Origin of the sequence: Modestobacter italicus, assembly GCF_000306785.1 — a bacterium.
Taxonomy (GTDB): Bacteria; Actinomycetota; Actinomycetes; order Mycobacteriales; family Geodermatophilaceae; genus Modestobacter; species Modestobacter italicus.
In genome coordinates, this window is the sequence record NC_017955.1 from 2,892,054 (window position 1) to 2,911,470 (window position 19,417).

Below are 19,417 nucleotides of genomic sequence, written 5' to 3' on the forward strand. Positions count from 1 at the left end.
AGGTGAGGTCGTGATCGCCGTGGATGCCGAGCTCGACCGAGCAGGACTGACCAACAGCCGGGTCCGCGAGCACGTGCGGCACTGGTTCGAGCTGACCGGCGCCGAGCGGCTCGAGGTGGTCAACGCCTCCGACGACGGCCGGCTCGTCCAGGAGGCGCTGGCCGCAGGGGAGCTCTCCCCCGCCGGAGAGGGCCGCTACTACTCCCGGAGCCACCCGAAGGACACCGCGCGGTCGGAGGAGCGCACCGTCGTCGCCACGAGCGACCCCGCCGACGCCGGCGTCTACAACAACTGGCGCCCGGCGGCGGAGATGAAGCCGCTGCTCGAGGAGCGGATGCGGGGCGCCTCGGCCGGCAAGACCATGTACGTCGTCCCCTACCTCATGGCACCGCCCGGCTCCCCCCTCGCCGGCTACGCGACCGGCGTGGAGCTCACCGACGCCCGCACCGTGGTCCTGCACATGATCCGCATGGCGCGGGTCGGCGTCGAGCACGTCAACGACCTGGCCGACCCGGGCAGCTTCGTCCGCGGCGTCCACGTCACCGGTGACCTGGAGAAGCTGGGGCAGGGGACGCCGGCGGACGAGCGCTACTTCGTCACCGTCGCCGACGAGCGGACGATCCTGCACTACGGGTCCTCCTACGGCGGCAACGCGCTGCTCGGGAAGATCGCGCACGGCCTGCGTCAGGCGGCCTACGACGGCTGGTCCTCGGGCCGGTTCCTCGCCGAGCAGTTCCTGCTGCTGGGCATCACCGACAAGGAGACCGGCCGCACGTACCACGTCTGCGGCGGCATGCCGAGCGCCTCGGGCAAGACCAACCTGGCCATGACGCTCGCCCCCGACGCCCTGGGTGACCGCTACCGCGTCGACTTCTACGGCGACGACATCGCCTGGCTCCGCGTCGACCCGCAGGACGGCCGGATCTACGCGATCAACCCCGAGTTCGGCGTCTTCGGCGTCGCCAAGGACACCAACGAGGACACCAACCCGACCGCGGTCGCCGCGATCGCTCCCGGCACCGGCACGATCTTCACCAACGTCGCCTACAACGCCGACACCCAGGACGTGTGGTGGGAGGGCAAGACGCCGCAGCCGCCGGCCGACGTCACCGGCTGGCGGGACTGGACCGGTGCGCTGGTCTCCGAGCGGCCGGAGGGCAGCGACGTCTCGCCGTGGGCCCACCCGAACAGCCGGTTCACCACCACCCTGGCCAACGTGCCGAACATCGCGCCGGACTACGAGAGGCCGCAGGGCGTGCCGATCGACGCGATCATCTTCGGCGGGCGCACGCGTGACCGCGAGCCGCTCGTGCGCGCGATCACCGACCTCGCCGAAGGCGTGTACGACGGCCTGACGCTGGGCGCCGAGGCGACGTTCGCCGCCGAGGGCACCGAGGGCGTGCTGCGCTACGACCCCATGTCGATGCGCCCGTTCATGGCCGTGCCGGAGGGCCGCTACGCCGCACTGTGGCTGGAGATCATCGGCTCGGCGACGGAGAAGCCGCTGTTCGCCCACGTCAACTGGTTCCAGCGCGATCCCGAGGACGGCCACTTCCTGTGGCCGGGGTACCGCGACAACCTGCGGGCCCTGCTCTGGCTGATGCAGCTCAAGGCCGGCGAGGTCAGCGGCACGGAGACGCCGGTCGGCATCGTGCCCGCACCGGAGGAGCTGGACCTGCGCGGCATGGACCTCCCCGCCCACGACCTCGAGCGGCTGCTCACCATCGACACCGCCCGCTGGGAGCAGGAGATGACCCACCGGGAGGAGCACCTGAGCGCCTTCAGCGGTCTGCCGGAGGAGATCTGGGCGGCACATCGCCGCGTCACCCAGGCCCTGGAGTCCGGGTCGCCGTGACCGTCGGCCGCGCCCTGCACCCCACTCCGGCGCGGCTCCCACCGGCTCCTCGTGCCAGGCTCCGGGCATGGCCTTCGACCTGCACCGAGCCGATGGCGACGTGATCCGCTACGGCGACGACGCCCGCTTCAGCTTCACCGCCACGGGTCACCTCGTCGTCTACGACGCCGGTGGCACCAAGACCGTGTACAGCCACCACAGCTGGGACCGGATCGAGGAACCGGTACCGGCGCCGGAAGGGTGAGCAGCGAGGACCTCACGGTGGCCGACCGCGCGGGTCGACGGTCAGACCCGCTCAGCCACCATGTCGAAGTCGAGGTCCAGGTACCGCCCGACCATGCCCTTCGCCCCGGTGATCCCGAAGGCGTGCCGGTCCAGATGGCCGGCCCGGGCATGCACCCGCATGCCGGGCACCTCCGGGCTCACCCGGTCGATCACGACGTCCACCGGCACAGCCGTGCCGTGGGCGGTGACCGTCCCGCTGAGCACCCAGTGGTCGCCCTCCTCCCGCAGCCCGCGAGACGCGAACGAGATCTCCGGGTGCGTCGCGCAGTCCAGCAGCGAGGCACCGACGACGTCCCGGTCCCGCTTGGCGTTGCCCGAGCTGAACGACGTCGGGTCCATGTGCACGACCACCGTCGACTCGGCGACCGGGTCGCGCACCTGCACCTCCCCGGAGGTGACGGCGAACGTGGCGTGGACGGTGCCCAGACCGAACAGGTGCCGGCCCGAGTAGGACACCGTGGACACCTGAGGCAGGACCCGGTAGGTGCCCGATGGGGGTGCCTGCACCGAGGGGCTGCTGGCGACGGTCATGATGCGCCCTCTTCACTCCCCCGTGGTCCGACCAGCGAAGCACCAACGCAGTGCTGCCGCCATGGCTTCGCGCGCGCCACAGGTGAGCAGCCCGGTCTGGGCGGCCCACGACGGCCTTCAGCCTCCTGAGGGCTACCCGACGGCGACCGACGCGTCCGGGGCCGCCTGCGTCGCGCCGGCCGGACGCGGGGGGAGCTCGCTCTCCGGGACCGTCAACGGGAAGTGGCACGCCGCCTGGTGCCCGGGCAGCAGCTCGACCAGCTGCGGCTCCTCCTCGGCGCACTTCAGCTGGGCGCGGGGGCACCGGGTGCGGAACCGGCAACCGCTCGGCGGGTCCACCGGCGAAGGCGGCTCCCCCGGCAGCGAGACCGGCTTGTTGGCCCGGCCGGTCGCCGGGTCGATCCGCGGGATCGAGTCCAGCAGCGCCGAGGTGTAGGGGTGCAGCGGCTGCCGGTAGATCCCCTCGGCCGGCCCGATCTCGGCCAGCTGGCCCAGGTACATGACCGCGACCCGGTCGCTGACCTGCTTGACCAGCGCCAGGTCGTGGGCGATGAACAGGTAGGACAGGTTGAGGTCGCGGCGGAGCTTCTCGAACAGGTTGAGCACCTGGGCCTGGATGAGCACGTCGAGGGAGGAGACGGCTTCGTCGCAGATGACCAGCGCGGGGTCCAGGGCGATCGCCCGGGCGATGGCCACCCGCTGGCACTGCCCACCGGAGATCTCGTGCGGCCGCCGTCGGGCGTACTGGGACGGGTCCAGGCCGACCAGGTCCAGCAGCTCGTCGACCCGGCGCTTGCGGGAGCTCGCGCTGCCCTCGCCGTACCCGATCAGCGGCTCCTCGACGAGCTCGGAGATCCGCCACCGCGGGTTCAGCGAGCCGAACGGGTCCTGGTAGACCATCTGCATCTGCCGGCGGGCCTGCTTGAGGTCCCGTCGGCGCAGCTTCATCAGGTCCGTGCCCTGGAACTCGACCTCGCCCGACTTGGGCCGTGGCGCCTGGATCACCGACCGGGCCAGGGTGGACTTGCCGGACCCGGTCTCACCCACCACACCGAGCGTCTCGCCCGCGTACACGTCGAAGGACACGTTGGACACGGCGTGCACGACACCGCCCTTGACGCCCCCGGCGCCGCGCACCGGGAACTCCTGCACCAGGTTCCGGGCGCGGAGCAGCGTGGTCCTCGGCGGCACGGGTCGGCCCTGCGGTTGCTGCTCGGTGGCGGTCACTGGGCGGCTCCCTGGTCGTGTGCGGTGGAGTGGTGGGCCGCCGCGGTCGCCGGTGCCGCGGCGGCGGTGACCGCCGGCGCGGTGTCGAGCTCGGTGCCGGCGGGGTGCCAGCACGCGTACCAGTGGTCCGGCTCGTGCTCCAGGAACGGCGGGTGCTCCAGGCACTTGTCGGTGGCGTTGGGGCACCGCGGCCGGAACGGGCAGCCCCGGGGCAGCGCGCTCATGTCCGGCGGCTGCCCGGGGGTGACCGGCAGCATCGAGTGCGGCTCGCGCTCCAGGGCGGGGATCGCCCCGAGGAGGGCGCGGGTGTAGGGCATCCGGACGTTGGAGAACAACGTCTGGACCGGGGCGTGCTCGACGGCCCGCCCGGCGTACATGACCACGACGTCCTCGGCGTAGCTGGCCGCCAGCCCGAGGTCGTGGCTGATCATGATGACCGCCATGCCCAACCGCTCCCGGAGCTCGACGAGCAGCTCCATGATCTGCGCCTGGGTGGTGACGTCCAGGGCCGTGGTGGCCTCGTCGGCGATCAGCAGTCGCGGCTCGCCGGCCAGCGCGATGGCGATCATCACCCGCTGCCGCATGCCGCCGGACAGCTGGTGCGGGTACTCGTGGAAACGGCGCTCGGGCGCGGGCAGCCGCACCAGCCGCAGCAGCTCGACGGCCCGGTCCTGCGCGCCCTTCTTGTCCAGGTCGGCGTGCGCCCGCACGGCCTCGGTGATCTGGGCGCCGATCTTCATGGTCGGGTTCAGCGAGCGCGCCGGGTCCTGGAAGACCATGGCGATGTCCCCGCCGCGCAGCTTCCGCAGCTCCTTCTCGTCGAGCCCGATGAGCTCCCGGCCGTCGAGCCGGATCGACCCGGTGATCGTCGCCGTCCCGGGCAGCAGGCCCATGAGGGCCCGGGAGCTGACGCTCTTGCCGGAACCGGACTCGCCGATGATCGCCATCAGCCTGCCGGGGACCATCTCGTAGGAGAGGCCGTTGACGGCGTTGATCCGCCGCCCGCCGCGGGTGAACTGGACCCGGAGGTCCTCCACGGTCAGCAACGGCTCCCCCGGGACGGGCTCGGCGCGGTGTCCCCCCGCCGGGGCGCGGGAGTCGATCATGCCCGTGCTGACGGAGGCGTCGCCGGTGGCGTACGTGGTCCGGTCGGCTCTCATCGTCCGCTCCAGCGGGATCGCAGGTTCTCACCGAGGAGGTTGAAGGAGAGCACGGTGAGCAGCAGGGCGAGGCTGGGCCACACCACCAGCATCGGCGTCGCCGAGAGGCTCAGCTGGCCGTCTGCCACCATGTTCCCCCAGCTCGGCGCGGGGGCGGGGATGCCGAGACCGAGGAAGCTCAACGCTCCCTCGATGATGATCACGATGCCCATGCCCAGCATGGCGAAGGTGATCAGCTGCGGGGCGATGTTGGGCGCGAGGTGCTTGAACAGCACCCGCCACGCCGGCGTCCCGCAGAGCTCGGCGGCGGCCATGAACGGCTGGCCGCGGAGCCGGAGCACCGCGGAGCGGGCCACCCGGGCGACCGCCGGGATGCTGAAGAACGCCAGCGCGAGGATCGTGTTGCGGATGCTGGGCCCGAGCGCCTGCGCCACCGCCAGGGTGAGCACCAGGGACGGGAAGGCGATGAGCACGTCGAGGACCCGCATGATCACGGTGTCGACGGCGCCGCCGACGTAGCCGGACAGCGCGCCCAGCGTGCCGCCCACGACCAGGCCCACGATGTTGACCGTCGCGGCGATGAACAGCGATGCCCGGCCGCCGTGGAGCAGGCGCGACAAGATGTCGTTGCCGTTGGGGTCGGTGCCCAGCAGGTGCCCCGGCGACCCGGCGGGCAGGTAGCTCTCCAGGACGTTGCCGCCGACCGGCTTGGGCAGCCCGAACAGGGCCGGGCCCAGGAAGCAGGCACCCACGATGAGCACGATCGCGCCACCGGGCAGCCAGATGCCCCAGTGGCCGCGCCACCGGCGGCTGCCCGGGACCGCGTCGTCCTGGTCGGCGGCGGGGTTGTCGGCGACCTGGAGGGGTGTCTCAGCGAGAGCCATACCGGATCCTCGGGTCTAGGACGGCGTACATGAGGTCGACCAGCAGGTTCGCCAGCACGGCCACCAGGGCGAAGATCACCACGGCCGCCTGCACCACGACGAAGTCCCGGGTGTTGATGGCCTGGAGCAGCATCTGGCCGACGCCCGGCAGGGCGAAGATCTGCTCGATGATGACGGTGCCGCCGATCAGCGCGCCCAGGTTGAGGCCGACGACCGTGATCAGGCCGAAGGACGAGTTGCGGAAGGCGTGCCGCAGCAGCACCTGCCAGGAGCCGATGCCCTTCGCCCGGGCGGTGGTCACGTACTCCTCCTGCTGCAGCTGGTCGACCAGGTCACCGCGGAGGAAGCGGGTGTAGAAGCAGAACAGCGGCAGGCCGATGGCCGCCGAGGGCAGGATCATCGTCTTGAGGTTGGCCCACAGGCCGTCGGACAGGGGGGCGAACCCGATGGCCGGCAGCCAGCCGAGCGTCACCGCGAAGACGAGCACCAGGATCAGCGCCAGCACGTAGTTCGCCACCGACAGGCCCAGCGTGCTGATCATCATGCTGATCCGGTCCATCACGCCGTTCGGCTTGTGGGCGGCGAGCAGCGCGACCGGGACGGCCAGCAGCAGCGAGACGGCGAAGGCCAGGAACACCAGCTCGCCGGTGACCGCCAGCCGGTCGCCCAGGATCTCGCTGACCGGCTGGCCGCTGACCAAGGAGTTGCCGAGGTCCCCCTGCAGCGCGTTGCCCAGCCAGCTCAGGTACCGGGACACCCCCGACTCGTTCAGCCCCAGCTGCTCCTCGAGCTGGGCGACGTCCTCGGGGGTGGCCTCCGCGCCCAGCAACTGCTGGGCCGCGTTGCCCGGGATCAGGCTGAGCACCCAGAAGGTGAGGATCGTGACCCCGAGCATGATCGGGATGGCCATCAGCAGCCGCTTCACGACCAGCCGCAGGGCCGGGCTCCCGGTCGCCCGGCGGAACGGGGAGACCCGCGGGTCCCGGTTGCCCGGGACCCGCGGGAGGGTGGCAGTGGTCACTGCTCCCGCCAGACCTCGTCCCAGATGACCCCGGCGTTGACCAGGATCGGCGGGATCTTGGTGGTCAGACCCGGACCGTGCACACCCTGGACGGCGAGGTTCGCCGGCGCGAAGGCCAGCCCGAACGGCGCGTAGACGTTCTGCGCGATGAGCTCGCCGGCCTGCTTGTAGAGGTCGGCACGCTGGGCCTCGTCCAGCGTGGCGGCTGCGTCGTTCAGCAGCTTGTCGAGCGCGGGGTCGCTGACCCCGCTGTAGGGGACGCCGGAGGAGAACCGGAAGCCGACGCCGACACCGGCGGCCGGGTCCCACGCCCCCGCGGTCTGCAGCATGGCCTGCCACTTCCCGCCGGTGAACTCCTGGATCAGGCCGGCCAGCTGGTAGTCGTTGATCTCCACCTCGATCCCGGCCTCCTGCCACTGCGTCTGGAGCGCGGTGTTGATCTGCGTCGCCACGTAGTTGCTGATGGTGCCGAGCCGGATGGTGATGCCACCGACCTCCTCCACCAGCTGCTTGGCCTTGTCCAGGTCGTACTCCGGGTAGCCCTCGACCGTCGGCTCGTAGAACTTCCCGCCGGGGCCGGTGAAGCTCTGGCTCACGTCGTAGATGCCGCCGAAGATGCCCTTGTTGATCGCCTCGAAGTCGGTCGCGCGGTAGATCGCTTCGCGGGCCTCGGCGTCGTCGAACGGCGCGATCGCGGTGTTGAGCTGGATCACGTACGGCGACGTCGCCGGCTGGACCGTCACCTGCAGCTGGTCGTTCTCCTGCGCCTGCTCCAGCAGCGGTGTGGTGTTCAGGCCCTCGTAGGCCTGCGCCTGACCGGCCTGCAGCGCCTGGTAGGCGGGCTGGTCACCACCGATGGACTGGAAGGTGAGCTTGTCCAGGTAGGGCAGGCCCTCCTTGAAGTAGTTCGGGTTCTTCTCCAGCACCACCGACGAGCTCAGCTGGTTGGAGACGACCGTGAACGGACCGGCACCCACCGGGGTGATCTTGAAGGCGTCCTCGCCGGCCTTCTCCAGCGCCGTCGGGGAGGCGATCCAGTTGACGTTGCTGGCCGGGAACGAGGCCAGGATCGCCGCGTACGGCCGGGTGAACTGCAGCTGGACGGTCAACGGGTCGACCACGCTGACACCGTTGGGCGCCAGCGGCCAGGTGGGCTTGCAGGTGCAGGGGTTGGACAGGTCGCGGTCCCAGTTGAACTTGACCGCCTCGGCGTCCAGCGGCGTGCCGTCGCTGAACTGGATGCCGTCCCGCAGCTTCACGGTGAAGGTCAGCCCGTCCTCGGAGAACTCGTAGCTCTCCGCCTGGTTGGGGGTGACCTCGGCGTTCGAACCGTCGTCGTCGGCCTTGAGCAGGAACAGGCCGCCGAAGATGGCCTGGTTGATCGCGATGTTGGAACCGCCGGTGGTGTTGGTCGCCGGGTCCAGACCCGCCGGCCAGGAGCCGGCGAAGGCGGCGTCCTCGAGGACGGTGACCTCACCGCCGGGCGTCGGCTCCCCGGCGGCGGCCGCGCCCCCGCTGCCGCCGTCGGTGGTACCGCCGTCGTCACCGCCACCACAGGCGGTCAGCACCATGGCGATGGCCACCAGAGGGGCCAGCTTCAGGCTTCGTCTCACGTCGGTACTCCCGCTCGGTTAGGCGTCGTTGACTGTGCGGTGGGCCGGGTGCGCGGCGGTCGTGGGGACCGATCGCCCCAGCGGCCAGAGCCCGTACGGTGCAGTGACCGGGCTCACTCTTCGCCAGCAAAGAGTGGCGTGCCCTGGGCGCGGCGTCTGCTCGTCCTTCCGTCGGACGGGAGACAAGTTCGACCCGGGACGAGGTCCGGCCACCGCGCCGGGACTGCCCGGCAGCAGGGCGCGGGCACGCCAGGACCGGCGACGTCGGAGCGACGTCGCCGGTCTCGGGACGGGGTGCGGAGTGCGCTCAGCCGGGGGGGTCGATGCCCAGCCAGCGGAACGCGTTGGCCCCGCTGATGTCCGCCCAGGCCTGCGGGTCGAGGTCCATCGACCGCAGGGTGCGACCGGCCGGTTCCTCCCGGAGCATCGCCGGGAAGTCCGACCCGACGAGCAGCCTGTCCGCGCCGAGCAGGTCGATCAGGAACCGGATCGCCCGCCGGTCGAAGACCATCGAGTCGTACCAGAAGCGGCGGGCCAGCTCGAGCGGCGAGGGGCCGTCGTCGTGCATGACCGCGCGGGTCAGGTCGACCGGCTCCTCGTTCCACGACCCGCCCCAGAAGTACTGCGCCCGGGGCAGCATGAGGGGGAACCCCCCGGCCGCGTGGCTGAAGGAGATGCGCAGGTCGGGGCAGGCGGCGGCGGTGCCGCCGGACACCATCGACCCGGCGGCGTACGCGCCCTCGACACCGACGGTGTACGTGCCCATCGCCGCCATCGGGAGCCGCTCCGACGGGCTGGGCATCGCGTGCACGAACACCGCGAGGCCCAGCCGTTCGGCCTCCTGGAAGAACGGCAGGAACTGCTCGTGGCCGATCGACCTCCCCAGCACGTTCGAGGCGATCTCCACCCCGTGCAGCCCCTGGTCCTGGACCGCCTTGAGCTCCGCCGTGGCGGCGTCGGGGTCCTGCATCGGGACCATGCCCAGGGCCTTGATCCGGGAGGGGTCCGCCGCGGCCAGCGTGGCGCTGAACTCGTTGACGTGGCGGGCCAGGGAGAGCCCGTCGGCCGGCGGCAGGTCGTACCGCAGCAGGGGCGGCATCGGGCTCAGCACCTCGACGTCCACGCCCGAGGCGTCCATCTCCTCGATCCGCCGCTCGGCGTCGAAGAAGACGTCCCGGGCCGTGAAGCGCATCGCCCCGAAGACCAGGGTCCGCGCGGTCTCGCCGTCCACCGCTTCCATCCGGGGGAAGCACTCCGGGGCGTCCGGCGGGTAGTCGTGGGGCAGCAGGTGAGCGTGGGCGTCGACGAGCACGGTGGCCCTCCGGTGGGTGGGGCGGGTCAGGACGTGGGGTGCACGGAGGCGTGCACGGCGGACTCCCCCGGCACCTCGCCGGCGAGGGTCTCGATGGCCAGGGCGGTGTCCGCCAGGCCGAACGTGTGCGTGTGCAGCTTCTCCAGCGGATGGCGGCCGGACTCGATCAGCGCGATGGCCTCGGCGTAGGCGGTCGCGTCGACCCCGAAGGCACCGCGGACGGTGAGCGCGCGGTTGATGACCAGGTCGGTGCGCAGCGGGATCTCGCGGTTGCCCTTGAGCCCGGCCAGCACCACCGTGCCGCCGTGCCGGGCGGCCAGCAGCGCGTCGGTGACCGGGGCGGCGGCCATCGGCGTGAGCTCCAGGACGACGTCGGCCATCTCGCCGTCGGTGATCTCGCGGACCCGCTCCACGGTGTCCACGGCGTCGTCCCCGTCGACCACGAGGGTGTGGTCGGCGCCGAACTCCCGGGCGAGCGCCAGCTTGTGCTCGTCCGCGGCCAGGCCGGTCGTGATGATGGTCCCGGCGCCTGCGGCCCGGGCGGCGATCACGGACGCGATGCCCCGCTGCCCCGCCCCGAGCACGAGCACGGTGTCGCCCAGCCCGATGCCCCCGAGGTGCGCCGCCCAGCGCACGCCTGCACCGAGCGGGTTGAACATGACGGCGATCTCCGCCGGGATGCTCGCGTCGATCTTGTGCAGGACGGCGTTGGGGGTGAGGTAGAGGTGCTCGGCGAACCCGCCGTAGAGGCTGGGCTCGACGTCCACGCCGGTGACACCGTGCGCGATCGACCGGTTGGGGCAGGACTGGTAGCGGCCGGTCAGGCACCGCTGGCACGCCCGGCAGGGGACGATGACCTCGAGCGCGACCCGGTCGCCGGGCTGGACCCCCCCAGCGCTGCGCCGCGCGCTCGCCGACCTCCTCGATGATGCCCATCGGCTCGTGACCCGGGACGAACGGCCCGCTGCCCAGGCCCATGTGGCCCTTGTAGGTCTCCACGTCGCTGCCGCAGATGCCGTTGGCCTCCACGCGCAGCAGCCCGTCGTCCGGGCCGACCTGCGGTCGCGGGAACTCCCGGAGCTCGATCTGCCGCGGCCCGACCTGGACGGCGGCACGGACCATGTCGCTCATCCGCCGGTCAGTCCTCGTGGACGATGACGCCGCGGATGTTCTTCCCGGCCTCGAGGTCGGCGTAGGCCTCGTTCACCTCGTCGAGGGCGTAGGTACGGGTCACCAGCTCGTCCAGCTTGAGGTCGCCGGCCCGGTAGAGGCCCAGCAGCTTCGGGATGTCGTACAGCGGGTTGCAGTCCCCGAACAGCGACCCGCGGATCTGCCGCTGGTAGCCGATCAGCAGCCCGGCGTGGACGTGCACGGCCTTCTCGTCGATCTTGCCGACGCCGGTGATGGTCACCTTGCCGCCCTTGCCGGTCATCAGAACCGCCGCCTGGACCATGTCCTCGGTGACCACGCCCGGGGTCAGGATCACGTGGTCGGCGAGCTGGCCCCAGGTGGTCTCCACGACGAAGTCGTGGGCCTCCTTGGCAGAGGCGAACGCGTGGGTCGCGCCGAAGACCGCGGACATCTCCCGCTTGAACTCCACCGGGTCGACCACGACGACGTTCTTGGCCCCGGCGTACCGGGCGCCCTGGACGGCGTTGCTGCCGACGCCGCCCGCGCCGAAGACGACCACGGTGTCCCCGGGCCGCACCCCGGCGACGTGCACGGCGGAGCCCCAGCCGGTCGGGACGCCGCAGCCCACCAGGCTGGCCACCTCCCAGGGGATGTCGTCGGCGATCGGGACGACGGCCCACTCGGACACGACGGCGTACTGGGAGAAGGTGCCCAGCGAGCAGAAGCCGCCGAGGTCCTCGTCGCCGAGGTGGAAGCGGAAGGTGCCGTCGAGGAACATGCCGCTGCCGGCGTTGAGCCCCTTGACGCACATGTTCTGGTGGCCGGTCGAGCACGGGCGGCAGGCGCCGCAGGCCGGGATGTAGGAGCAGACGACCCGGTCGCCGACCTTCACCCGGCGGACGTCGGGGCCCACGGACTCGACGATCCCGGAGCCCTCGTGGCCGCCGACCATCGGGAAGCGCACCGGCGCGTCACCCTGGGTGATGTGGTCGTCGGAGTGGCACAGCCCGGAGGCCTTGAACTTGACCCGGACCTCGTGCTGCTTCGGCTCGTCGAGCTGCAGGTCGGTCAGCTCCCAGCCGATGTGCGGCCCTCGGGCGATGGCTGCGCGGGTGGTGATGCTCATCGGTGTGCCCCTCCAGTGGGTGCCCGCAGCGGTGGCGCCGCGGGGGAAGACGTGTGCCGGACCCACTCCCGGTCCGGGGTGGTGCGGGCCTGGTGGGGCCCGGTGCCGGCCGGGGCAGCGGGGCCCCGGCCGGCAGGAGCGCTGGTGCTCAGGAGGAGGTGCCGCGCAGGGACACCGTCTTGACCACGGTGTAGTCCAGGACCGCGTCGGCGCCCATCGTGCGGCCGAACCCGCTGCGCTTGTAGCCGCCGAACGGCCCGCCGATGACGCCCGCGCCCAGCGCCGCGTTCACGGCGACCTGGCCGGCCTGCAGCCCGCGGGCGAAGCGCACGGCCTTGCCCACGTCGCGGGTCCAGACCGAGGCGACCAGGCCGTAGTCGGTGCCGTTGGCCACCCGCAGCGCCTCGTCGTCGTCGTCCACCGGGGTCACCCCGAGCACCGGGCCGAAGATCTCCTCCTGGTGGATGCGCATCGAGGGGGCCACGTTGTCGAACAGCGTCGGCTCGACGAAGAAGCCGCGCTCGAACTGCGCGCCGCTCGGCCGGCCACCGCCAAGCACGAGGTCGGCGCCCTCCCGCTGGCCCAGCTGCATGTACTCCAGGACCCGGGCGTGCTGCTTGGCGTTGATCAGCGGCCCCATGTTGACCTGCTCGTGCCACGGGCCGACCTTCACCTGGGACATCCGCTCGGCCAGCCGCTCCACGACCTGGGCGTGGATCGAGCGGTGGACCACGACCCGCGAGCCGGCCGCGCAGATCTGACCGGTGTTGAGGGTGATGCCCATGGCGATCGCCGGGATCGCGGCGTCGAGGTCGGCGTCGGCCAGGACCACCTGCGGCGACTTCCCGCCCAGCTCGAGGTGCAGCGGGGTCAGGTTCTTGGCGCAGGCGGCCATGACGAGGGAGCCGGTGTCCGGCGAGCCGGTGAAGCTCATCCGCTTGATGCCCGGGTGGGCCGGGATGGCCGCGCCGGCCTCCGAGCCGTACCCGGTGACGACGTTGACCACGCCCGGCGGGATGCCGGCCTCCAGCGCCAGCTTCGCCAGCGCCAGCGCGGTCAGCGGCGCGTCCTCGGCCGGCTTGATGACGATGGTGTTGCCGGCCGCGATGGCCGGGCCGACGTCGTTGACGAACATCGGCGCCGGGGCGTTCCACGGGATGACCGCACCGACCACGCCGTAGGGCTCGCGGAGGGTGATCCCGATGGCGTCGGGGGTGTAGGTGGGCAGGGACAGGCCCTGCACCTTGTCGGCCTGGCCGGCGACGAAGTTCAGGATCCGGGACATCGGCGGCGGGCCCCAGCTCGGGCGGCCCACCTCCTGGGACTCCAGCTGGTCCAGCTCGGCGGTGTGCTGGTCGATCAGCGCGGCCCAGCGGAAGACCAGCGCGCCGCGGGTGGTCGCGTTGGTGTCCCGCCACGCCGGGTAGGCCGCCTCCGCGGCGCGGACCGCCGCGTCGACGTCGGCGGCGTCGCCACGGGGCACCCGGGCCAGGACCTCACCGGTGGCCGGGTTGAGGACGTCGATGGTCTGGCCGTTGGCGGCCCTGACCCAGTCGCCGCCGATCAGCTGCGCGTCGTCGATGATGAGCGGGGACCCGGTCTGCGGGCCGGGAGGGGCGATCGTCATGGGTGTGGCCCTTCAGTGCTCGTGGATGATCACGCCGCGGATGTTCTTGCCGTCCAACATGTCCTGGTAGCCCTGGTTGACCTCGTCGAGCTTGTAGGTCCGGGTGATCAGCTCGTCGAGCTTCAGGTCGCCGGTGCGGTACAGGCTCAGCAGGCGGGGCACGTCGAACAACGGGTTGCAGGCACCGAAGATGGCGCCCTGGATGCGGCGCTGGTAGCCGATCAGCATGCCGGGGTGCTCGTTGATCCAGCCGTTCCCGACGGCGGTCACGGTCACCTGGCCGGTCTTCCCGACGATCTTCAGGGCGTCGGCGATGACCTCGTCGTGCAGCACGCCGACGGTGATGATCGCGTGGTCGGCGAGTTCGCCCCAGGTGACCGCGTCGACGAACGCGGCGGCCTCGGCCGCCGTGGCGAAGGTGTCCGTCGCGCCGAACTCGACGGCCTTCTCGCGCTTGAAGGCGACCGGGTCGACGACGACCACGCGCTGGGCTCCGGCGAGGCGGGCACCCTGCACCGCGTTGCTCCCCACGCCGCCGGCGCCGAACACCACGACGGTCTCCCCCGCCCGGACGCCGGCGGCGTGCACGGCGCTGCCCCAGCCGGTCGGTACCCCGCAGCCGACCAGCGAGGCCACCTCGAAGGGGATGTCGTCGGGGATCGGGATGACGGAGTACTCGCTGACGACGGCGTGCTCGGCGAAGGTGCCCAGCACGCAGAGGCCACCGAAGTCCTCACCGTTCTGGTGGAAGCGGAACGTCCCGTCGGGGAACTCACCGGTGGAGGCGTTCTTGCCCTCGTCGCACAGGTTCTGGCGGGCGGTCGAGCAGTACCGGCACTTGCCGCAGGCGGGGATGAAGGAGCAGACCACGTGGTCGCCCACCTTCACCCGGGTGACGCCCTCGCCCACCGCGTCGACGATCCCGGCGCCCTCGTGGCCGCCGACCACGGGGAAGCGCATCTGCGCGTCGCCCTTCTGGATGTGGTCGTCGGAGTGGCAGAGACCGGCCGCCATGAACTTGATCCGGACCTCGTTGGCGCGCGGGTCGTCGAGCTCCAGCTCGGTGATCTCCCACGGCCGACCCGGCTCGCGACAGACCGCGGCTCGCGTGGTCATGCTCACTTGGACCCCTTCCCCTGCACGTGACGACCGGTCATGAGGGAACGGGCCGGGCTGACGACCAGGGCCTCATGGCGGTGCCCGGGGCGACGTCCCGCGGCAGAGCCCACGATGGTCGTCGGGAGGTGGCGTGGGCCACAGGGCTTTCCCGCCCACGGAAGACGACCTCGTCGGCGGTCCCGGCGGAGGCACGGGCGTCGCGATTGTTTCCGGGTCCCGGAAGTACGCCTTCTCGCCCCTCGGCGGACCGGCCGATACTCGCCGCACCCTGCCGACGCCGTCGGCCCGGGACCCCCTGCTGCGTCTGCGAGAGGACCTGGCGTGATCGACAAGTTCCGTGAGGACGTGCTCTCCGTGGTGGACCGCGTCCACGACGGCGCCTCGATCGCCGTCGGCGGCTTCGGCAGCTCCGGCCGCCCGGACGTCCTCCTGGATGCGCTGTGCGAGCTGGACCGCCGCGACCTGCACGTCTACGTCAACAACGTCGGTCACGACTTCACCGGCGTCGGACGCCTCCTGCACGAGGGACGGCTGCGCCGCGTGACGGCCTCCTTCCCGATCCTGCAGGAGTTCTACGACGACTACTTCGCGGGGAAGGTCGAGCTGGAGCTGGTCCCGCAGGGGACGCTGGCCGAGCGGCTGCGCGCCGGCGGCTCGGGGATCCCGGCCTTCTTCACGCCGTCGGGCGCGGGCACCATGCTCGCCGACGGCTCCTTCACGCTGCGCTACTCCCCCGAGGGCGGGGTCGCCGAGCACGTGCCGGCCAAGGAGCACCGGATGATCAACGGCCGGCAGTACGTCCTCGAGGAGGGCATCGTCGCCGACTTCGGCTTCGTGAAGGCGCACCGCGGGGACCGCAAGGGCAACCTGCGGTTCCGGCTCTCCGCCCGGAACTTCAACCCGCTGGCCGCGATGTCGGGACGGCACACCTTCGCCGAGGTGGAGCGCCTGGTCGAGGTCGACGCGCTGCACCCCGACGACGTCCACCTGCCCGGTGTCTTCGTGGACGACGTGCTGCTGGCCACCCGGGCCGCGGCCGACCAGCCACTGATGGAGAGGTCCGCGTCATGACCGGCACACTGCCCACCGCCGAGGTCACCGGCCGGACCCGCGAGGGCATCGCCCAGCGGCTCGCGCAGGACCTCAAGGACGGCTACGTCGTCAACCTCGGCGTCGGCATCCCGCTCTTCGTCCCCCTCTTCATCCCCGCGGACACCGAGGTGGTGCTGCACGCGGAGAACGGCGTGCTGGGCCTGGGCCCCGCGCCCGAGGGCGACGGCGACCCCGACCTGACCGACGCCGGCAAGCAGTCGATCACCCTGATGCCGGGCGCGGCGATCACCGACTCGGCGATGTCCTTCGCCATGATCCGCGGCGGGCACCTGGACGTCACCGTGCTCGGTGCCCTGCAGGTCTCGGCCGCCGGCGACCTCGCGAACTGGTACGTGCCCGGCAAGAGCCCGGCCGTCGGCGGGGCGATGGACCTCGTCGCCGGGACCCCGCAGGTCTGGGTGACGATGGAGCACGTCGACCGCCAGGGGCGACCCAAGGTCCTCCCGGAGTGCACGATGCCGCTGACCGGGCGGGCGTGCGTCACCCGCATCTACACCGACCTGGCCGTCTTCCACGTCGTGGACGGGACGTTGCGCCTCGTGGAGTGCGCGCCCGGGGTCACCCCGGACCAGGTGCGTGAACGCACCGCCGCCCCGTACACCGAGGACCTGCACCCGTGACGGGGATCGACCTGTCCCGCATCACCGCGATCGACGTGCACACCCACGTGCACCGGTCGGTCCACGCCCCGCCGCCCGAGGGGAGCACCGCCGACGACATGGGCGCGTACTTCGGCATCGGCTCGATGCCGCAGTACACGCTGCCGCAGCTGGCCGGGTACTACCGCGAGCGCAGCATGGCCTGCATCGCCTTCGGGGTGGACAGCATCTCGCAGACCGGTGAGGAGATGGTGCCCACCAACGAGGAGGTCGCCGAGCTCGCCGCGGAGCACTCCGACGTCGTCATCCCGTTCGCCAGCATCGACCCCGCGCGCGGGGCGGCCGGGGTGCGCGCCGCGCGCCGGCTGGTCACCGACCACGGCGTCCGGGGGTTCAAGTTCCACCCCAACACCCAGGGCTTCCACCCCAACGACCGGCTGGCCTACCCGCTGTACGAGGTCATCGCCGAGCACGGGCTGATCGCGCTGTTCCACACCGGCCAGACCGGGGTCGGTGCCGGTACCCGGGGCGGCGGCGGGATCCGGCTGAAGTACTCCAACCCCATGGACGTCGACGACGTGGCCGTCGACTTCCCGGACATGGACATCATCCTGGCCCACCCGTCGTTCCCCTGGCAGGACGAGGCGCTGTCGGTGGCCACCCACAAGCCACGGGTGTACATCGACCTGTCCGGCTGGTCGCCGAAGTACTTCCCGCCGCAGCTCGTCCAGTACGCCAACTCGCTGTTGCGCGACAAGGTCCTCTTCGGCTCCGACTTCCCGGTGATCACGCCCGAGCGCTGGATGAAGGACTTCGCCGCCATCGGCATCAAGGACGAGGTCCGCCCCAAGATCATGAAGGACAACGCCGCGCGGTTGCTGGGGCTCTCCCCCGCGCCGGGCGAGGGAGCAGGGCACTGATGAAGGACGTCGAGGGCAAGGTCGCGTTCGTCACCGGCGGGTCCAGCGGCATCGGCCGGGGCATCGCCCTGACCTTCGCGCAGGCGGGCATGCAGGTGGTCATCAGCGGCCGCAGGCAGGAGTTCATCGACGAGTCGCTGGCCGAGTTCGCCGCGGCCGGCGTCTCCGCGGACAGCATGACGCTCGACGTCACCGATGCCGCCGCCGTCGACGCGGCGGCGGCGGAGACCGTCCGGCGGCACGGCCGGCTCGACGTGCTGGTCAACAACGCCGGCATCGGACTGACCGGGCCGGTGATGGGCGCCACGGCCCGCGACTGGGACTGGCTGATCGACGTCAACATCCGGGGGGTCGGGAACGGCATCCGCTCCTTCGTGCCGCTCATCCAGGCCCAGGGCGAGGGCGGCCACGTGGTGAACACCTCGTCGATGGCCGGCCTGATGCCGATCGTGGCCGGGCTCTACAGCATGACCAAGGCCGCGGTCATCGCGTTGTCCGAGGCACTGGCCATCGAGCTGGCGCCCGAGGGCATCGGCGTCTCGGCGTACTGCCCCGGCCCCGTGCACAGCAACATCGCCGCCGGGGTGTCCGCCCGGCCCGAGGCCTACGGGGAGAGCGGCTACGCACCGCCGCCGGCGGAGTTCCTCGAGCGCGCCAAGCACCAGCCGTACATGAGCTACGTCGAGGCCGGTGAGCGGGTGCTGGCCGGCGTCCGGCGCAACGACCTGTTCATCCTGACCCACCCGGAGTTCCGGGAGGGGGTCCGCGACCGGTTCGACACGACGCTGGCCGCCTTCCCGGACGAGCCGCTGGACGCCGAGCGCGCCGCCGCGATCCCGTTCCTCACCTCGCACCCGGTGTACGCGCCGGAGAACCGGCTGCCGTCGCCGCGGCTGGGCGACCCCGTCCACTGACCGGGCGGCCCCGCACCGTCCCGGCCGTACGGGGACGGTGCGGGGATCAGGGCGCCGGGGTCTCGTCCAGCGGGATGAGCGCGACCGGGCCGGCGAGGTCCTCGGGGGCGGCCGGGAAGTAGGCGAAGTTCTTGGCCCGGGCTCCCCCGTCGACGACGAGGTCGGTGCCGGTGATCAGGCGTGCGTAGTCCGAGCAGAGCCAGGCGACCGCGTGGCCGATGTCGGTCGGGGTGCCCGTCGAGCCCATCGGCACCAGCGGCGGCCGCTCCCCCGCCCAGCGGGCGGGACGGCGCCACTCCTCGTCGCCGGTGCCGCCGCCGAGGCCGCCGCCCGCGCGACCGGCGTTGAGCAGGTCCGCCGGTCGGCCCTGCGCCGCCAGCTGGGCCAGCAGCTCGGGGTTGTCGACGGTCGGCGCGGTCGGGGTGTAGCCGTTGACCCGGATGCCGTAGGGCGCGAGGTCCATCGCTGCCGCGCGGACGAAGTTGTTCACCCCGCCCTTGTGGAACGCGTAGGCGATCACGCCGGCCGAGCCGTTCCAGCCGTTGGACGACGACATGCAGACGATCGAGCCGCGGATCCCGCGCTGCGCCATCGCCCGCCCGACGTGCTTGGTGTTGAGGAAGTACCCGAGCCCGGCCACCCGCACGGCACGCTCGAAGTCCGCCGCGGTCTCGTCGAGGACCCCCCGGCCACCGAGGACCGCGGCGTTGTTGACCAGGATGTCGATCCGGCCCCACCGCTCGAGGACCGCGTCCACGTAGCCCTGGACCGCGGCCTCGTCGGTGACGTCCCCGGGGGCGGCCATCGCCTCGCCGCCGTTGCGTTCGATCCGGGAGATGCACGCCTCGATGACCGCGTCGTCGACGTCGTTGCAGGCCACCCTGGCGCCGTAGCGCGCCAGGGCGAGGGCCACCCCGCTGCCGATGTTGGGGCCGACCCCGGTGACGAGGGCGACCTTGCCCTCCAGCGAGACCTCCACG

Annotated in this window: 18 protein-coding genes and 1 pseudogene; 6 read left to right on the forward strand and 13 right to left on the reverse strand. The window is 71.9% G+C overall.

Annotation, left to right across the window (positions count from 1 at the left end):
* Window positions 1-10 precede the first annotated feature (10 nt).
* Both MODMU_RS13980 and MODMU_RS28530 read left to right on the forward strand, forming a co-directional pair.
* Window positions 11-1,855, forward strand: coding sequence for a phosphoenolpyruvate carboxykinase (GTP) (locus MODMU_RS13980; protein ID WP_041795276.1), 1,845 nt, complete (start codon window positions 11-13; stop codon window positions 1,853-1,855).
* Between the two features lie 67 nt (window positions 1,856-1,922).
* Window positions 1,923-2,099 (forward strand): hypothetical protein, encoded by a 177-nt coding sequence (locus MODMU_RS28530; RefSeq protein ID WP_014740932.1) that lies wholly within the window; start codon window positions 1,923-1,925, stop codon window positions 2,097-2,099.
* Window positions 2,100-2,140: 41 nt separating this feature from the next.
* On the opposite strand, the gene MODMU_RS27085 is transcribed toward MODMU_RS28530, so the two are convergent.
* From MODMU_RS27085 to MODMU_RS14035, 12 genes and pseudogenes are all read right to left on the reverse strand, one after another.
* Window positions 2,141-2,671 (reverse strand): YceI family protein, encoded by a 531-nt coding sequence (locus tag MODMU_RS27085; protein ID WP_014740933.1) that lies wholly within the window; start codon window positions 2,669-2,671, stop codon window positions 2,141-2,143.
* A 132-nt stretch (window positions 2,672-2,803) separates the two neighbouring features.
* Window positions 2,804-3,898: an ABC transporter ATP-binding protein gene (locus MODMU_RS13990; protein WP_014740934.1), complete on the reverse strand. Its 1,095-nt coding sequence runs from the start codon at window positions 3,896-3,898 to the stop codon at window positions 2,804-2,806.
* Window positions 3,895-5,058, reverse strand: a complete 1,164-nt coding sequence (locus MODMU_RS13995) for an ABC transporter ATP-binding protein (protein WP_014740935.1) — start codon at window positions 5,056-5,058, stop codon at window positions 3,895-3,897. The genes MODMU_RS13990 and MODMU_RS13995 overlap by 4 nt, the downstream gene beginning before the upstream one ends.
* The gene (locus MODMU_RS14000) at window positions 5,055-5,942 is read right to left on the reverse strand and encodes an ABC transporter permease (protein ID WP_014740936.1); all 888 of its coding nucleotides are present in this window, start codon (window positions 5,940-5,942) and stop codon (window positions 5,055-5,057) included. Before MODMU_RS14000 ends, MODMU_RS13995 begins: the two co-directional genes overlap by 4 nt.
* Complete coding sequence (locus MODMU_RS14005; RefSeq protein ID WP_014740937.1) at window positions 5,929-6,963, reverse strand: ABC transporter permease; 1,035 nt, start codon at window positions 6,961-6,963, stop codon at window positions 5,929-5,931. The genes MODMU_RS14000 and MODMU_RS14005 overlap by 14 nt, the downstream gene beginning before the upstream one ends.
* The gene (locus MODMU_RS14010) at window positions 6,960-8,576 is read right to left on the reverse strand and encodes an ABC transporter substrate-binding protein (RefSeq protein ID WP_197537326.1); all 1,617 of its coding nucleotides are present in this window, start codon (window positions 8,574-8,576) and stop codon (window positions 6,960-6,962) included. Before MODMU_RS14010 ends, MODMU_RS14005 begins: the two co-directional genes overlap by 4 nt.
* A 307-nt stretch (window positions 8,577-8,883) precedes the next feature.
* Window positions 8,884-9,888, reverse strand: coding sequence for an amidohydrolase family protein (locus MODMU_RS14015; RefSeq protein ID WP_014740940.1), 1,005 nt, complete (start codon window positions 9,886-9,888; stop codon window positions 8,884-8,886).
* Window positions 9,889-9,914: 26 nt separating this feature from the next.
* Window positions 9,915-10,742, reverse strand: coding sequence for a zinc-dependent alcohol dehydrogenase (locus MODMU_RS14020; protein WP_430699192.1), 828 nt, complete (start codon window positions 10,740-10,742; stop codon window positions 9,915-9,917).
* Window positions 10,743-10,848: 106 nt separating this feature from the next.
* Window positions 10,849-11,019: pseudogene (locus MODMU_RS30335) on the reverse strand (zinc-dependent alcohol dehydrogenase); the annotation flags it as partial.
* A 7-nt stretch (window positions 11,020-11,026) separates the two neighbouring features.
* Window positions 11,027-12,145: an NDMA-dependent alcohol dehydrogenase gene (locus MODMU_RS14025; protein ID WP_014740942.1), complete on the reverse strand. Its 1,119-nt coding sequence runs from the start codon at window positions 12,143-12,145 to the stop codon at window positions 11,027-11,029.
* A gap of 148 nt (window positions 12,146-12,293) precedes the next feature.
* Window positions 12,294-13,772 carry an aldehyde dehydrogenase family protein gene (locus tag MODMU_RS14030; protein WP_014740943.1) on the reverse strand — a complete coding sequence of 493 codons (1,479 nt, stop codon included), beginning with the start codon at window positions 13,770-13,772 and terminating at the stop codon, window positions 12,294-12,296.
* Between the two features lie 12 nt (window positions 13,773-13,784).
* Window positions 13,785-14,888, reverse strand: coding sequence for an NDMA-dependent alcohol dehydrogenase (locus MODMU_RS14035; protein WP_197537328.1), 1,104 nt, complete (start codon window positions 14,886-14,888; stop codon window positions 13,785-13,787).
* Window positions 14,889-15,212: 324 nt separating this feature from the next.
* Here MODMU_RS14035 and MODMU_RS14040 point away from each other — a divergent pair, with 324 nt between their 5' ends.
* From MODMU_RS14040 to MODMU_RS14055, 4 genes are read left to right on the forward strand one after another with little or no spacing between them, the layout of a single operon-like run.
* Window positions 15,213-15,962, forward strand: coding sequence for a CoA transferase subunit A (locus tag MODMU_RS14040; RefSeq protein WP_014740945.1), 750 nt, complete (start codon window positions 15,213-15,215; stop codon window positions 15,960-15,962).
* On the forward strand, window positions 15,959-16,624 hold the full coding sequence (locus tag MODMU_RS14045; protein ID WP_014740946.1) for a 3-oxoacid CoA-transferase subunit B: 666 nt from the start codon (window positions 15,959-15,961) through the stop codon (window positions 16,622-16,624). The genes MODMU_RS14040 and MODMU_RS14045 overlap by 4 nt, the downstream gene beginning before the upstream one ends.
* The gene (locus tag MODMU_RS14050) at window positions 16,621-17,523 is read left to right on the forward strand and encodes a 4-hydroxyphenyl-beta-ketoacyl-CoA hydrolase (RefSeq protein ID WP_014740947.1); all 903 of its coding nucleotides are present in this window, start codon (window positions 16,621-16,623) and stop codon (window positions 17,521-17,523) included. The genes MODMU_RS14045 and MODMU_RS14050 overlap by 4 nt, the downstream gene beginning before the upstream one ends.
* Window positions 17,523-18,437 carry an SDR family NAD(P)-dependent oxidoreductase gene (locus MODMU_RS14055; RefSeq protein ID WP_014740948.1) on the forward strand — a complete coding sequence of 305 codons (915 nt, stop codon included), beginning with the start codon at window positions 17,523-17,525 and terminating at the stop codon, window positions 18,435-18,437. Before MODMU_RS14050 ends, MODMU_RS14055 begins: the two co-directional genes overlap by 1 nt.
* Before the next feature lie 46 nt (window positions 18,438-18,483).
* Here MODMU_RS14055 and MODMU_RS14060 read toward each other — a convergent pair whose 3' ends face one another.
* Window positions 18,484-19,416, reverse strand: a complete 933-nt coding sequence (locus MODMU_RS14060; RefSeq protein ID WP_014740949.1) for an SDR family NAD(P)-dependent oxidoreductase — start codon at window positions 19,414-19,416, stop codon at window positions 18,484-18,486.
* Between the last annotated feature and the right edge of the window lies 1 nt (window position 19,417).